At 57.4% G+C, this 16,385-nt stretch carries 11 protein-coding genes; 8 read left to right on the top strand and 3 right to left on the bottom strand.

Features of this window, described 5'->3' with window-relative positions:
* Positions 1-201: 201 nt before the first annotated feature.
* The 3 genes from AC1DXO_RS22490 to AC1DXO_RS22480 all read left to right on the top strand — a co-directional run bounded on the left by AC1DXO_RS22490 (position 202) and on the right by AC1DXO_RS22480 (position 5,731).
* A complete protein-coding gene (locus AC1DXO_RS22490; protein WP_476980437.1) occupies positions 202-4,464 on the top strand; it encodes an RHS repeat domain-containing protein in 4,263 nt (1,420 codons plus the stop codon).
* A gap of 52 nt (positions 4,465-4,516) precedes the next feature.
* Positions 4,517-4,876 carry a hypothetical protein gene (locus AC1DXO_RS22485; RefSeq protein ID WP_476980436.1) on the top strand — a complete coding sequence of 120 codons (360 nt, stop codon included), beginning with the start codon at positions 4,517-4,519 and terminating at the stop codon, positions 4,874-4,876.
* 111 nt (positions 4,877-4,987) lie between these two features.
* The gene (locus AC1DXO_RS22480; RefSeq protein WP_476980435.1) at positions 4,988-5,731 is read left to right on the top strand and encodes a hypothetical protein; all 744 of its coding nucleotides are present in this window, start codon (positions 4,988-4,990) and stop codon (positions 5,729-5,731) included.
* 130 nt (positions 5,732-5,861) lie between these two features.
* On the opposite strand, the gene ligD is transcribed toward AC1DXO_RS22480, so the two are convergent.
* Positions 5,862-7,838: a DNA ligase D gene (ligD, locus tag AC1DXO_RS22475; RefSeq protein WP_476980434.1), complete on the bottom strand. Its 1,977-nt coding sequence runs from the start codon at positions 7,836-7,838 to the stop codon at positions 5,862-5,864.
* Entirely contained in the window at positions 7,835-8,707 is an 873-nt protein-coding gene (ku, locus tag AC1DXO_RS22470; protein ID WP_476980433.1) for a non-homologous end joining protein Ku, read from the bottom strand. Before ku ends, ligD begins: the two co-directional genes overlap by 4 nt.
* 139 nt (positions 8,708-8,846) lie before the next feature.
* Here ku and AC1DXO_RS22465 point away from each other — a divergent pair, with 139 nt between their 5' ends.
* From AC1DXO_RS22465 to AC1DXO_RS22445, 5 genes are all read left to right on the top strand, one after another.
* A complete protein-coding gene (locus AC1DXO_RS22465; RefSeq protein ID WP_476980432.1) occupies positions 8,847-9,092 on the top strand; it encodes a hypothetical protein in 246 nt (81 codons plus the stop codon).
* Positions 9,092-9,862, top strand: a complete 771-nt coding sequence (gene xth / locus AC1DXO_RS22460; protein ID WP_476980431.1) for an exodeoxyribonuclease III — start codon at positions 9,092-9,094, stop codon at positions 9,860-9,862. The genes AC1DXO_RS22465 and xth overlap by 1 nt, the downstream gene beginning before the upstream one ends.
* Before the next feature lie 255 nt (positions 9,863-10,117).
* Positions 10,118-10,876: an ImuA family protein gene (locus AC1DXO_RS22455; protein ID WP_476980430.1), complete on the top strand. Its 759-nt coding sequence runs from the start codon at positions 10,118-10,120 to the stop codon at positions 10,874-10,876.
* Positions 10,791-12,314 (top strand): DUF6504 family protein, encoded by a 1,524-nt coding sequence (locus AC1DXO_RS22450; protein WP_476980429.1) that lies wholly within the window; start codon positions 10,791-10,793, stop codon positions 12,312-12,314. The genes AC1DXO_RS22455 and AC1DXO_RS22450 overlap by 86 nt, the downstream gene beginning before the upstream one ends.
* A gap of 2 nt (positions 12,315-12,316) precedes the next feature.
* Positions 12,317-15,544 carry an error-prone DNA polymerase gene (locus AC1DXO_RS22445; protein WP_476980428.1) on the top strand — a complete coding sequence of 1,076 codons (3,228 nt, stop codon included), beginning with the start codon at positions 12,317-12,319 and terminating at the stop codon, positions 15,542-15,544.
* 34 nt (positions 15,545-15,578) lie between these two features.
* Here AC1DXO_RS22445 and AC1DXO_RS22440 read toward each other — a convergent pair whose 3' ends face one another.
* Entirely contained in the window at positions 15,579-16,340 is a 762-nt protein-coding gene (locus tag AC1DXO_RS22440) for a hypothetical protein (RefSeq protein ID WP_476980427.1), read from the bottom strand.
* Positions 16,341-16,385: the final 45 nt, after the last annotated feature.

Raw genomic sequence — 16,385 nt, 5'->3', positions numbered from 1 at the left:
CGTACCGCTAGACCATGCTGCAACTTCCAGTTTCTGACAAGATAGCATTTGATCTGATGGACGTGTGAAATAACCATCGCTTGTAAATACCAAAGCAAAACAAGGGATTGAAAAAATCGCCTTCAGGCGGCAAAAAATACCTTGCGAGTTGCGGTTGAATGTGGTCGCCTCCTACCGCACAGCGCTATTAGGGGTCAAATCATGAAATTAGTCCGCCGTTCTATGAAGTCGTGGCTAATTTCTACGACAATGATTTCCAGTGCCGCCGTCGTTTTAGGACTTTCGGCAGCGCCGGCCCAAGCATTGCAACCCTCGGCAGCTATACCCCCCACGATGGAAATGACCGATGCGAACGGCGTCGAGTTCTTTACAGGCAAACTCAGTATTTCGGTCCCACGAGTTAAAATAGGTAACACCGTCAGCGGCCTTGATCCAAGTGGCACGTCGCTGTCTTTTGCGTATTCGGATGCGTTCTTTGGTGTTTTGAACACGGCGACTACGGGTTCTGTGATCACCAAAACCGTATCTCTTGCGAACTCATCCCAAAAATTTCAATTGGTCAGTGGGTCGTATGTACCCATTTCGGGGAGCACTGGTACTCTCACCTCGTCTGGCACTTTATGGACCTATACGGGGCCCGACGGCACAAAGGCTGTTTTTGACAGTTCTCTTCCATCGGACGTCAATATGGTCGCAAATGTTGGTGTCATGACGAGCATTACCACGCCTGACGGCGAAATAATCTCCATGACTTACTCGCGTACGTTCGATGATTTTGGTTGGAGAACGGTTCCAATTACCGCTTCCAGTTCGCTCGGTTGGATGGTTAAGTACGACGGTACCGCTGCTTCCCTGGCGTTGAATAGTTCCGTCGACTATTGCGACCCAAATGCGACCACCTGTTCCGGGCTCACCCAGACGTGGCCATCTTCTACGTCCACCTACGTTGCGAGCGGCGCCGTCGGCACTTACACGATCACCGACGGTCTCAGTCATTCGACTGTGTTTTCAAACTTTAACCGACTCGCCAACAAGATTGGATCAATTACGTTGCCTACGGGCGCCAATGAGACAATTGCTTACGGGACCACGGGCTCCGGCTTGAATATGGTAAGTTCGATCACTCGAGGTACCTCGGTATGGACCTACAGCTATTCGGTAAGCGGTAATTTGAAGACTGTAACAGTAACGTCGCCTAATACCGGCGTACGGACGGTTGTCGTCGATACCAGTCTTACCCAGGTGGTCTCTGACACCGACGAGTTAGGTCGAAAAACGAGCTACTCTTATGACGGCAACGGGCGGATATTTCGGGTTGTCAACCCGGATGCCACATATAGTGGCGCGACCCTGACGGGGGGATACACGGAATACGCCTATGACGGCCGTGGCAATGTTGTGACGACAACCGTCGTACCAAGAGCGGGTTCAGGCCTATCCAACCTCGTTACCACAGCAGGTTATCCGGCCACATGCTCCAATGTAAATACCTGCAATAAGCCAGACTATGTAATCGACGATGCAGGTATCCGGACTGACTATACCTATGATTCCAGCAGCGGCGGAGTTGCAACGGTCACTAAGCAGGCGGTAGGTGGTGTGGCACCTCAAACGCGATATGCCTACAGCCAGTTTACGCCCTACGTGAAAAACAGCGCGGGCACTCTTGTGCCGTCGTCGCAGGTATGGCGCCTGACACAGGTCAAAAGTTGCATGAGCCTTTCTGCCGCTACCTGCCAAGGCACAGCGGATGAACTAAAAACGGTGATAAGCTACGGTACCAACAATATCCAGCCGGTTTCAGTCACTACAGAGCTGGGTAACAATACGTTAGCGTCGACCGTAAACTACGCCTACGACGTCTTCGGAAATGTGGTTTCGGCGGACGGCCCTCTGCCAGGCGCAAATGACACAATTTACTACTTTTATGACGCCCTCAATCGCAAGGTCGGTGAAATTTATGCCGACCCGGACGGCGTCGGTGGGACAGGTGGCCCCGGAAATACGGACCTGCTCCGGCAGGCTGCGCGTGTCACCTATAATGCTGACGGCAAAGTGTCGATGGTGGAACGAGGCACCGTTACGGACACCACTTTATCAGCCCTAAATGCAATGACTGTCCTGGATAAATCGACTGCTGATTACGATGCCGCAACCGGGCTGCAGATTTTTGACAAGTATTACGCCAATGCCAGTGGCACGCCCCAGACCGTTACTCAAACGACATATGACAGTTCACTGCGCGTGTCTTGCGTGGCGCAACGCCTTAATCCGTCCATATTCACCTCGCTCCCGGCCTCGGCATGTACGCTCGGGGCCCAGGGCAGCGATGGCGCCGATAAGATCACCCAATATGGCTACGATCTCGCGAGCGCAAAGGTCAAGGTAACCAATGCACTTGGGACGGCGCAGCAGGCGGATGACGTCATCAACACTTACAACGCAAGCGATGGCTCGCTCGCCACACAGGCAGACGGGAAAGGCAATCTTACCTCGTATTTTTATGATGGTCTGGGGCGCCTACAAAAAACCTGTTACCCCATGCCGACTAGTGGAACTGTGAGCTCGACGACGGACTGCCGACAAACAACTTTCAGCGGTGCCGTGCCGACGGCTGACACGCTGCGCGATGGTTCGATCATTTCCCTTTCGTATGATGCCAACGGCCGTGTTTCGAGCCGCACCGGCGCCGGCATTAGCGAGACAATCAGCTATAACAATTTCGATAGTATGACGTCGCATAGTAAAAACGGGCAGACTGAAACCTACACGTACAATGCGCTTGGTCAATTGCTTAGCGACGCACAGCCGATGGGCACCATTACTTACGACTACGATATTTACGGTCGCCGCACCGCAATCCACTACCCGGCTTACGCTGGCGCGAGTTTTGTCGCGTCCTATAATTATCGAGATGACGGAGGGCTTTCGACCCAGCAGGTGGCCTATAATGGCGGCGGCGCCGTAACTCAGGCCCGATATGTCTCCGACAGCTATGGGCGCATCAATGCGATCGCTCGTGGACCCTCGTCTCAGGCTGCGACGTCCGTCGGATACGATTCTTGGTCGCGGCTCCTCAATTTGACTAATGACATAGCTGGTGTATCAAATGACAACACGTTCAGTATGGTATACGCGGTTGACAGCAAGATTAAGTCGCGCACCAACAGCAATAGCGCCTTCGATTATCCGTATCCAGGCTCTGCTCAGACCATTAATTACGGCCTTAACGGCTTAAACCAAGTGAGCGGCGTCAATTCGACGACTTTCGGTTATGATAGCCGCGGCAATCTGACCAGCGACGGTGCGGTGACATATGGTTACAACGCCGAGAACTTATTAATTAGCACATCCGCCGGGGCGACGCTGACATACGACGCCGAAGACCGCCTTCTGAGCGTTACCAAGGCAAGCGTCACTACCAAATTTCTCTATGATGGTTCAGATCTGATAGCGGAATACGACGGTTCCGGTGCGCTTCTGCGGCGCTACGTGGACGGCCCTGGCACCGACCAACCAATCGTCTGGTACGAGGGCACGGCAGTGGCCGCGCCCCGTTATTTTACAGCCGACCCACAGGGTTCGATTGTTGGTGTCGCTGACGGCTCGGGGAACAGCCTTGCTGTCAATACCTACGATGGATACGGCATCCCGGCATCCACCAATATTGGGCGGTTCCAGTATACGGGCCAGACTTATCTGGCGGAAATTGGCCTTTATTACTACAAGGCCAGAATGTACTCGCCGACGCTCGGCCGTTTCATGCAGGCCGATCCCATCGGCTATGGCGATGGGATGAACTGGTATATTTATGGTTACGCCGATCCGATCGACAACACGGATCCGTACGGTCTAGATGTTGTCGTGCATGGACAGAAGAAGTGCCCGACGGGCTGGACCTGTGTTAGCCCAGAAGGCCGCGCTCTTGACGGTCAAGTTGGTGGGCCGGCAAATATAGTTGGCCCCCAAACCAAGCCGGGGGAGGTTGTCGTTCATGGCAAACGTCCGAAGTTGACTCTGAAAGTCAGATTGGGAAAGACTCTATATATCATCGATTATGTGGACGATGGGAAATGTTCGTTTGCCAGGACAATGGCAGACTCGGTTGGTGGGATGACAGACCTTTTGGCTACGTCCGCGACGAGTTCGGCTATAGCAGGGAAGAAAATGCCGAACTCGCGTGTAGGCAAAGTTGGTAAATTGGCGTCAGCGCCTCTTGCTATCGCTACTGTCATCAACGATGCTATGTCCGGTTTTTGGTCCTATGTTGACGACGGTGACCTCAAAGAAGCGGCAGGCGTGGCTGCCGCGAACTTCAGTGACACTATTCTTGACGGGGTCGCCCCGGAAGAAAGTCTTGGCGCCAGACAGTTGGTCGCAAAGCAGGCCGGCTCAAAAGCTTCTGGCGATATTGTTAGAAAAGCGCTGGGCGTAAAAGAGCCAGAGTGCAAAGTTTATAAATAGGAGTTTTCTTAGTTTGAGGTACTTTTCAGCAAAACTCTTTGGCGCATTTGGCATGTTGCTGGTTTGGTATGGCTGCATGGTAAAGGCAGGCTATACATTAACCTGGCTGCCAGTGTGGCCTTTTTTTGGAATAGCTTGCTGGATTGCAGGCTTCGCACTCTTGGGTATAGAAAGCTCGCTGAGCAAGAAACTCCCAGGGTTCAACAATATTAAAAATGTGGCCGTTTCGTTTTTGTATAATATAGGTATGGCAATTTACGTTCTAAACAATATAGCCGTCATTGCAACCGCGACATTCAAGGCTTTAGCAACTCCCAATGTGCCGATTATAAGCACCGCGCTGACGGGACTATCCATAAGCATGATTATAATTGGTGACATGCTCAATCGCGGTGGCGAGAGCAAGGCATAGAGTTAAGCCGAAACCATTTGTGTCAGCGTGGCGTGGGTCATTTTATGAAAGCCGCGCCGGTCCGCCCCAGGGAATCTCGTCTGATTATGGATTACCGATAGGAGGATGTACTTGCGACTCAACCTACTTGCCCGGAATGCGGTCGCTATTTGTAGCACGGCAGTTGGCCGCGTAGAAGAGGCGAGCGCGGGTGCAAAAAAAAAGCGAATTATAGTAGCGGCTGCCTTTTCCCTTGGGATTCACGGACTTTTGGTCGCATTTCTCCTGATAGGAATTGCTCCGAATATTTCTGGCGGAGGGTCTGGCGGTACCAGTTTCGCCTCGGGATCTGGAACGGGGTTTAGTGTAGAACTCGTATCATCGGCTGTCCGAGATGCCCTTAAGATCAAGAAGCCCGATCCTGAAAACTCAGAAGATGGCACGGACTTTATCGCTATCCAAGTGACGCCAGCCACTACTGCGACGACTTCGTTTAAAGTCCCGGATATCCAGGCGACCGTTGAAACAAGCGATGCGTCAAACGCGGTTGACGGCGCGAAAATGGCGACGGCTGAGCCGGACGCAAGTACAGGCGGTGTAAGGCAGGGTGGTCAGTCATCCGGCGTCAACGACGCGCTGTGGAAACAGATTGAGCCATGCTGGCGCCGTTTGGCCATTCATGACACACACGGCGCCAGTCTACGGGTTACTTTCTCGGCGCTTGGCAATGTTGCCCAGACGGCGATTGCGCCGGATACAGCTATAGGGTCGGACGCGGTATCGCAGGCCGCGGCCGTAGAGGCCATCTCCGAGTGCGGCCCGTATGTCAGCGCCGGCAGCCGCGAGAACGTAGTCATTGCCTTTCCGGCACCTTAGTCATCAGTGACCGGGTTGCCCCCATCGAGCCATTGTACGTTCAGGTGGGCCATGTTGGCGGAGAACTTTAAGCCGGGCCCACCGAACGCAGTTCTGCCTCAAGGGTTCATTGAGGGACGCTTAATGTCGATCAGCGCGCGTCGATCCTCAGCGCCTTGAGGATGTCAGCACGCAACGACTGCTTGATGGTGAAAAAATCAGCCCATGGATCGATCGTCTCGGTCTGGAAGCGCTTTGGTGCTGTACGGATATTATAGTCGCCGGGCACGAGTTTCGGGGTCAGCTCCCTCCAGAACAGGGGCGTCGACACGCCGGCATTAGCTCTCGCCCTGACTGAGAAAGCAGCCGCTGCCGTCGATGTGAGGTCGTTGCGCAGGTAGTCTATGAAAATCCGGCCCTTGCGTTTGGCCTTGCTCATGTTGGCAATGAACCGCGTCGGGCTGTCCTGGGCCATGGATTCCGCGATCGCACGGGTAAAGCCTTTTATCGCCGGCCATTCGAATTTTCGCTCGATAGGCACGACGACATGGAGTCCCTTACCGCCGGTCGTCTTGAGGAAGCTTTCCAATCCCAGCTCCCGCATACGTTCACGGATTTCGGCCGCGCCATCGATGACGTTTTCCCAGGGCGCTTCCGGGTCGGGGTCGAGGTCGAAGATCATCCGGTCGGGGAGAGCCGGTTTATCCGAACGGCTGCCCCAGGGGTGGAATTCAATGCCGCCCCATTGAACCAGCGAAAGCAAACCGAGCTTGTCCTCGATCTGCATATAATCTTCGGTGCGATCCTTTACGGGGACCTCGACCGCCTGGACGTTGTGAAGGCCGCCGCGGTCCGGCAGATGACGTTGGAAGAATTGCTGGCCGTTGACGTTGTCGGGCACGCGAACCAGGGACAGCGGACGATTGATGATGTGCGGCAGCATGCGGTCGGCGACGCTCTCATAAAACTGCGCCAGCTGAAGTTTGGTGACGCCGAGGTCCGGAAAGACGACCCGGTCGGGATGGGAAACACCTATGCCCCCGATGTCGACGCGGTCGGGCGACTTTAATGGCGCCGATGGATGACGGACGCGCTTCGGCGGGGCTTCCGCCTTGATCTCGACCTCTGCGCCTTTGACGGCAACGGCGACAGGCGTCGCCCTATCGCGACCAATACCGCTCGCCGGCTTGTCCTCGCGCAGGCCCTGGAATGACGGATGACGCAGTCGCCCCTCCGGCGTCCACTCCGTGAACTCGACCTCGCAGACGAGTTTAGGCTCTACCCAGGTGCCGCGCCCGACATCCGGTGGAAGTTTGCTGAATGGCTTCGGGATGATTTTGAGCTTGTCGAGCTTCTTGCGGATATCAAGCAGGCTATCGCCGTTGAATCCCGTGCCGACCTTGCCGGCGAATTTAAGTGTCGAGCCATCATAATAGCCCAGCAGAAGAGACCGGAAACCGCGGCCGGCGTGCGAGGATTCGGTGAAGCCGACGATGACGAATTCCTGGCGCTTGTGGCACTTGACCTTCAGCCACGCTTTCCCGCGTCCGCCGTGATAGGTCGAGTCGACGCGCTTCGAGATAATCCCTTCCATATCGAGGCTGCACAGATGCGGAAGGAAATTGGCGTTCTCAGCGAAATGCTCGCTGTAAATGATGTGGTTCTCGAAATCATGGCAATCGAGGAGGGCCTGCAGCCGGGCCTTGCGTTCGATCAGCGTTTTTCCGGTGACGTCTTCCCCATCGATCACCAGCAGATCGAAGACGTAATATTGAAGTTCGTCGCTCCGCCCGGCGCCCAGTTCCTCCTTCAGCCGCGAAAAGCTGGAGGCACCATGTTCGTTGAGCGCAACGATCTCACCGTCAAGAATGGCATTGTCGGCTTTCAAGGATTTCAGTCGCCTGGCGATGTCCTGATACTTCGCTGTCCAGTCAAGGCCCGAGCGCGAGTACAGGGTGACCTTGCCTCCGTCGATAACCGTCAGGGTCCGGTAGCCGTCGAACTTGACCTCATGTACCCATTCTGGTCCTGGGGGCACGGCGTCGGCCAGGGTCGCCAATTCGGGTTCCCGAAACCCGAGCCCCGCAGCAACCTTTCCCCGGCGATAGCCTTGATCGTCCATGCTCATCCCGCTTTTCTCCGGGCCGGCGCTTTGGCTTTGTCGGGCCTGGTCTTGTCGACCTTAGGCTTGGCGACGGCGCCCGCATCATTGGCTGCGGCGGAACTTGTCGGCTCTTTCAGGCTTGCCCTGAGCGCGTCCATGAGATTGACGATTTTTGCGGTCGGCCGCTCTTCAGGAACGACAGGTGCGCGATTTTCTATGCGCGCTTCGACAAGTTCCTTCAAAGCGTCGGTATAGCGGTCATGGAATTCCTCGGGTTCGAAGTCACCGACCTTGCGCTTGATCAACTGCTTGGCTAGGTCCTTCTCGTCGGCATCGAGCGATACCTCCTTGATGTCGCCAAAGACATAGCCGCTCTTCTTGATCTCATCCGCGTAGTGCAGGGTCTCCAGCAGAAGGCCAGGGCCGCAGGGCTTGACGGCGCACAGCCGCTCGCTACCGGAGATAACGATCTGGCCCAGGCCCATCACCTTCATCTCGCGCATTGAGTCGCGGATGACGCTGAAGGTCGCGAGGTCGCCCTTGCCAGACGGCGCCAGATAATAGGGCGTGTCGAAATAGACGGCATCGACAGCGTCGTAGGGTACGAAGCGGACCAGTTCCATGGCCTTGCTGGACGGGATTTTCAGGTCCTTGATCTCGTCCGGTTCGAATAGGACATATTCGCCCTTATCGACCTCATAGCCTTTGACGATGTCGGCGCGGTCGACCTCGACGTCGCCGGCGACCAGCTTTTGCCGGACACGCTCGCCGGTCGGCTTGTAGATCTGGTGAAAGGCGATCTTGCCCTTCGCGTCGATGGCCGTGAACATATCCACGGACAGGGAAACTAGCGACACGCGAATGGTGCCGCTCCAATAAGGCCGTACTGCCATTTTTAGCCCTCGAATTTTTGCGAGGTGAATACAGACCCAACGGCTATCAAATGGCAGGTAAGTTTTCAGTTCGATTCCATTTTATCATTGAGTCTTTATCGCTGGCTGGGAATGATTTGCAGAGTGTAGGAGCTGACGGATGTCCCGGATTACTGAAGAGTTCAAGGATGGTGCCCGGGTAAGTCATTCGACCAAAGGTCTTGGTTCGGTCGCAAAGGAACCCGCCCAAGATGGTCTTGTCGTTTCTGCCAAGGAAGAAACGAAAACGGGACCGGACATGGTCTATGTCGTCTGGGACGATGATCGTTTTCCGGTCGGCAAGGTATCGGTGGACGAACTGGAACTCCTGCCGCCGGCGGCCGCGGCGATGTCTTCAGGCGTTTGATGAAAGTCGCCACTTACAACATCAACGGCGTCAATGGCCATCTGCCGGTTCTCCTGAGGTGGCTCGAAGAAGAGCAGCCCGACATCGCCTGCCTTCAGGAAACCCGGTCGCCCGATGAAAAGTTTCCCCACGCGGCGATCAAGACCGCCGGCTACGAGGTGATCTGGCATGGCCAGCCCCGCTGGAATGGCGTGGCCATCCTGAGCCGTACGGGCGAAATCCATGAGACGCGGCGAGGCCTGCCCGGTGATCCAGATGACACCCACAGCCGTTATATCGAGGCGCGTGTTGGAGACGTCCGGGTTGGATGCCTCTATCTGCCCAATGGCAACGGCGCGCCTGAGAAATTTGATTACAAGCTCCGCTGGTTCAAGCGGTTGCAGGACCATGCGGCCGAACTGCTGGAAAGCGGGCAATCGGTTGTTCTGGCGGGTGACTACAATGTCGTGCCGACGGACCTCGACGCCTTCGAACCTGAGCGCTGGGTCTATGACGCGGTCTTCCAGCCGCAGTCGAAAAAGGCGTACGCCGCCTTGCTCAAGCAAGGCTGGACGGATGCCATCCGGCACCTGCACCCGACGGAGCAGATCTTTACCTACTGGGATTTCTTCTACAATCGTCCGGATTGGAAATCAGGTCTGCGCATGGATCATCTGCTGATTAGCCCTGCATTGAAGCCGAAATTGCGTGCGGCGGGCGTGAACCGGGATGTGCGCACCTGGGAAAAGACATCAGATCACGCCCCGGCCTGGATCGAACTTGGCGACTGACCCTGTCGTTGTCCCCAGGAAATGAGCCTGGCACGGAAATTTTTTTCGACGCGTCTCGAGCGACCATAAATCCTTACCCGGATTATGGATTCTCGCCTTTTCGCTCGCCGCCGGCCATCGCTTCTGAGGCAACGGACTGCCGGGCGTCGTTTGAGACCAGTTGACGATCGGCGATTTTAGGAACAAAAAGAGAACATTATTTTCAATCGAGGTCAAACTCCGTCAGCAATCGCTCCAGAAAGGATCGTTCATGTCATGCCCCCCGCCGATGCCGCCGTCATTTCCGACCTCAGGCAACGTATCGAAGGGATTGGTGGAATTGCAGCCAGGGCCAAGGTTGTCCTCCCGTTCGGCGTTCCTGAAATCGATCGTCGTCTTCCCAAGGGCGGGCTTGCGCTTGGCGCTCTTCATGAGATCGCCGGCGGCGCCAATGGAGCGGTAGATGGAGCGGCGGCCGCGTCATTCGCCGCCGGAATAGCGGCGCGCACCGGCGGCAAGGTTTTGTGGTGCTACACGCAGGCCGACCTGTTTGCGCCGGCCCTGGCGCAATCCGGGCTGGCCGAAGAGCAGGTCGTCTTTTTTGAAGCCAAGAATGAAGCCGCCATTCTTGGATGTTTTGAAGAGGCGTTGCGTCACGGTGGACTGAGCGCCGTTGTCGGCGAGCTTGCCGGATTGTCGCGTGTGGCTTCGCAACGTCTCCAGATGGCTGCCGAGACCTCGGGCACGATGGGCCTGGCCGTGCGGCGATGGCGTCGGCACGTCGATGCCCGCGACTTCGGCAATCCGACCGCTGCGTTTACGCGCTGGCGGGTGACAGAATTGAATTCAGCACCCTTGCCGGTCCGGGGCGTAGGGCGCGCCCGGTGGCAGCTCGAATTGATGCGCTGCCGGGGTGGTGAGAGTGCGGATTTTGAAGTGGAAGCGTGCGATGCCCAGGGTCTTATCGCTTTATCTTCCGACCTGGCCGACGGATCGGCTGCGGCGGAAGCTTGGCGACAGCGCGCCGCCAGCTGATATCCCGTTCGCCCTCAAGGGTTCGGACGGCCGGCGCCGCGTCATAACGGCTGTTGATGAATTCGCCCGGACGAACGGCATCTATATCGGCATGCCGGTCGCCAAGGCGGAATCCCTGTTCGCTGACCTGGTCATCATGGACGCCGACCCTCATGGCGGCGCGGTCGCGCTGGAGAAGCTCGCAATCTGGGCTTTGCGGCTTTATTCGCCGATCGTCGCGACCGATCCGCCCGACGGGCTGGTCCTCGATATCCAAGGCGCGGCTCATCTGTATGGTGGCGAGGCCGGTTTGGTTTCCGACGTGGTCGGCCGGTTGGCCGACCTCGGCATCACGGCCTACGCGGCCCTTGCCGACACCTGGGGTGCGGCCCACGCCCTGGCGCGTTTCGGCCGGCAGACGATGCGGATCGTCGAGCCGGGTGGGCAAGCCGACGCGCTTCTGAAACTGCCGATCGCGGCCCTGAGGTTGCCGGCAGAGATGATGCCGGATCTGCTGCTCCTGGGCCTGGACACCATCGGCGAATTGGCGGCCAAGCCACGCGCACCGCTCACCCAGAGTTTCGGGCCAAAGCTCTTCCGTCGTGTCGACCAGGCGTTTGGCCGCCTCGCTGAACCCATCGAGCCGGTGGAGTCGCCGGAACTGATTTCGGTGCAGCGCATTTTTGCCGAGCCGATCGGGGCGCCCGAGACGCTTGAGAAATATACCCAGCGCCTGACCGACATGATCTGCGACCGGATGGAGGAGGGCGGTCTCGGCAGCCGGCGTCTGGACCTGCATTTCACGCGCGTTGACAATCGCATCGAGACGATCTTCGTGGCGACGGCCAAACCGGTCCGGGATCCCAAACGGCTGGGGCGCCTGTTGTGTGACAAGATCGAGACCGTCGATCCCGGCTGGGGTGTCGACAAGATGACCCTGACGGCCGCTTTCGTCGAGCCACTGGTCCCAAAGCAGGTCGTCGCTCAATATTCGGCGCAGCCGCGACCGGACGTCGAAGAGCTATGGGATACGATCACCAACCGTTATGGGCGGGAAAGCCTGTACCGGGCCGTGTCGGTGGCGACCGATATCCCGGAGCGCGCCGTGAAACGCGCATCCCCGACCTCGACCGAGGTTGGATCAAGACGCAATGCCGGCTATCGCCGGCCGCAACGGATCTATCGCAGGCCCGAACCGATCATGGCCCTGGCGGTGTTGCCGGATCATCCGCCGCGCGCCTTCACCTGGCGCGGCCAACGCTACAGCGTCCTCTATGCCGACGGGCCGGAGCGGGTGCGCGGGGAATGGTGGCGCAATGACAATGAGAAGGGCAAGGTTCGGGATTACTTCATTCTGGAGGTCGACAACGGCGAGCGCTTCTGGGCATTCCGGGCGGGCGATGGTCAGCATGAGGGCACCGGCTCCCTGAACTGGTATCTGCATGGGAAATTCGACTGACCATGCCGGATTACGTCGAGCTACAATGCGCCTCCTATTTTTCGTTTCTACGCGGCTGCAGCGCGCCGGACGATCTGTTTGCGCAAGCCAAGGCGCTGGGTATGGATGCCCTGGCCATCGCCGACCGCAACACCCTGGCCGGCATCGTTCGGGCGCACGTCGCCGCCAAGGAAACGGGCGTCCGCTTGATCATCGGCTGTCGGCTCGATCTTGCCGACGGCATGTCAATCCTGGTCTATCCGGTTGATCGGGCCGGCTATGGCCGTCTTTGCCGCTTGCTTTCCCTGGGCAAGAGCCGGGCAGGGAAGGGCGCCTGTGACCTGGAATGGTCTGATGTCGAAGATTTCTGTGATGGGCTGATCGCGATCTTCATTCCAGACGAAGCGGACGAACTGTGCGCCGTCCGCCTGCGCAAGTTCAAGCAGGTGTTCGCCGACCGGGCCTATATGGCCCTGACCCTGCGTCACCGGCAGAATGACCATATGCGCCTGCATGAATTGTCGAACCTGGCCTTCAAGCACCGGGTTCCGACTGTCGTCACCAATGACGTGCTCTACCATATCCATGAGCGCGCCATGCTGCATGACGTCGTGACCTGTATCCGCAACCGCTGCACCATCGACACCATGGGCGATCTTCGCCACCGCTATGCCGACCGCTTCCTGAAATCGCCGGAAGAAATGGGGCGGCTGTTTTCCGACTACCGCCAGGCCATGGCCAGGACCATCGAGATCGCCGACCGCTGCCGGTTCAGTCTGACCGAACTGGAATACCAATACCCGGAAGAAAAGCTGATGCCCGGCATGTCGGCCATCGAGGCGCTCAAGCGCTTATCCTGGGCTGGCGCCAAGTGGCGCTACCCGGAGGGCGTGCCTGACAAAGTCATCAAGCTGCTGAAGCACGAGCTGGATCTGATCGACCGGCTCGACTACGCGCCTTACTTTTTGACCGTCAACGCCATCGTCCAGTTTGCCCGCTCAAAAGACATCCTTTGCCAAGGGCGCGGTTCGGCCGCCAATTCCTGCGTCTGTTATGTGCTGGGAATTACCTCCGTCGATCCGGACCGAAATGACCTGCTCTTCGAGCGCTTTATCTCGGAAGAGCGCAAGGAGCCGCCCGATATCGATGTCGATTTCGAGCACCAGCGGCGCGAAGAGGTCATGCAGTGGGTTTTCAACACCTACGGCCGCAACCATGCCGCCTTGACGGCCGTCGTCACCCGCTTCCGCACGCGCGGCGCCTTGCGCGACAGTTTGAAGGTGCTGGGCTTTCCGGAAGACACGATCAAGACCCTGGCCTCGTCGATCCGGCATTGGCACTCAACCGGCTTCAGCGAAGAGGATGCGGCCGAGCTGAACCTCAATACCAAGGACCGGCGCTTGAAGCTCGCCTTCGAGATTCACCTGCTTCTGCTCGACGTCCCGCGCCAGCTTTCCCAGCACCCTGGCGGGTTTGTCCTGACCCATGATCGTTTGGACGAATTGGTGCCGATCGAGCCGGCGCGCATGAAGGACCGCCAGGTCATCGAATGGGACAAGGACGATATCGATGCGGTCAAGTTCATGAAGGTCGACTGCCTGGCGCTGGGCATGATGTCCTGCATGAAGCGGGCATTCGATCTGCTGGGCGAACACAAGGGCATCCATATCGATATGTCCTGCATCCCGCCGGAAGACCCGAAGACCTACGCGATGATCCGTAAGGCCGATACCATCGGCACCTTCCAGATCGAATCCCGGGCCCAGATGTCGATGCTGCCGCGCACCAAGCCGCGCACTTTCTACGACCTGGTCATCCAGGTAGCGATTGTCAGGCCGGGCCCGATCCAGGGCGACATGGTCCATCCTTACCTCCGCCGGCTCGAAGGTTTGGAAGAGGTAACGTTTCCCACGCCGGAATTGGCCGCCATTCTGGGCAAGACGTTGGGCGTGCCTCTCTTCCAGGAACAAGCCATGAAGGTCGTTATCGTCTGTGCAGGCTTCACGGCCGGCCAGGCCGATCTTGTCCGCCGAGCGCAGGCCACGTTCAAGAAGACCGGCGGCATAGGTCCGCTGGCGCAGGACATAATCAACGGCATGAAGGGCAATGGCTATACCGAGGAATTCGCTTTGACCCTCGTGAAACAGTTGGAAGGCTTCGGCAGCTACGGCTTCCCCGAAAGTCACGCCTTCAGCTTCGCCATTATCTCTGAAGCCAGCGCCTGGATGAAATGTCATCATCCGGACGTCTTCCTGGCTGCGATCCTCAATAGCCAGCCCATGGGTTTCTATGCGCCGGCGCAGCTCATTCGCGATGCGAAGCTGCACGGCGTCGAGGTCAGATGGTTCTGCGTCAATAATTCCCGCTGGGACTGCACCTTGGAGCCAACCGGGCGGCCGGGTCGGTTCGCTGTTCGTCTCGGATATCGCCTTGTCAAAGGCATACGCAGCCAGGAGATTGCCGAGATGATCCTGCGCCGCGGTGACCTGCCGTATAAGTCGGTCCCCGATCTGTGGCGCCGGGCCAAGACCCCGGTGGCGACGTTGCGAAAGCTGGCCAGGGCCGACGTGTTTGAGCAAGCTTTCAAGGTGTCGAGGCGCGAAGCCTTGTTTTCAATCCGGGCGCTGCGAGACGACGCCCTGCCGCTGTTCGACAGCCTGCTCGACGAGGCCGGCCGGAGCCTGTCAGAGATCGATCAGCCGGACATGAACTTCAAGCGGATGACCGATGGCGCCGAGGTTGTCGAGGACTACAACCAGGTTGGTTTCACCAATGGCGCACATCCGGTCGCCTTCCTTCGGGCAGATCTGAATGAGCGTAGCATCATCACCTGCAGGGAGGCGATGACCTCGAAAGATAAACGCTACGTCCAGGTCGCCGGCATGGTCAATGTCAGGCAGCGGCCGGGATCGGCCAATGGCGTTATCTTCATGACCATCGAAGATGAGACCGGCGACGCCAATATCGTGGTCTGGGAAAAGGTCGGGCTGGAATACAAGCGCGCCGTCTATGGCTCAAGCCTGGTCCTGATCACTGGCTTCATCCAGAAGGAAGGCGACGTCGTTCATCTCATTGCACGCACGCTTGTCGACCTGTCGCATATGCTGGCCAGCGTCGGCGAGCGTGACACGCCGCTTCAGGTGCCGCACCAGCCAGGGGATGAATTTAGGAATGGCGGCCCGGGCGTCGATCCGCGGGTAGCGCGCCAGGGGAGGGTGCAAATTCAGCACCGAAGTCGGGATTTCAGGTGAAGCGCTCTCAGCCACAATTCGCAATCCGTCATCACTACCCTCCGCTATCCCTCTTAAGCGCCTTTTCGAACCAAGGCGGCACTTCTCCGGTCTGCGAACTAAAAGTGTTTTCCGGGATTGCGTTCCAAAATGCGATGATTGCGTCCGAAAATTTGGCGATCTGAATTTCGTCAACCTTCAGGTGGGTGTGGTCCCTATGCGCGGCATCCGAAAACCCACCTCCCGCACCCAAAAAAGGATCTTCGAGAAATTCCGGAAATCGCTGCTTGAGGTCTTCCAGGGATTTGCCTTCGCCATGTTTGTAGACGTTGACTACTAGCCGGCAGGCATCAAGGGTCTGGTAGAACGCTTGGCTCTCAAAATGCCAATTGAGACATACGAAAAGTTCAGTCAATGCAAGGAAGTCTACTGACCAAATTTTTTGAGACGCGTTTCGCCCGCGATGCCAATGGTTCATCTCCTGGACCAACCAATCGCGCAGCCGCTTGTCCCATTCATGGAACATGCCCGCGACCACGCTAAGCCGTGTCTGGTCACGCATTTCACTCAAAAGCATGTAGAAGTTCACGCTTTCATCGTGTGCCCGCTCGTAGTAGCTGGCGGGATCGTCGCGATCTGGATCGAACCGGCTGCTATTTTTTTCGAGCCAATGCTCTGCGGCTTTTTCCGCCTCCGCTTCCATGTCGTCGAACTGAAGGAGCAGCCTTTTGCGGGCCTGTTCGATATAGAAGGTATGCTGAGCGATCAGCATTTGCCGAAACGGCTCCCACATTTGAAAAATTACTAAGTCCGCCATTGCTTTACCTTTTTAGTCCGTGGAGATTTGTCAATCTGCGTCGGA

The sequence above is a fragment of the Asticcacaulis sp. P2_C5 genome (assembly GCF_056404555.1).
Note: the sequence above shows the minus strand (reverse complement) of the source record. Positions and strands in the feature narration are given on the sequence as shown.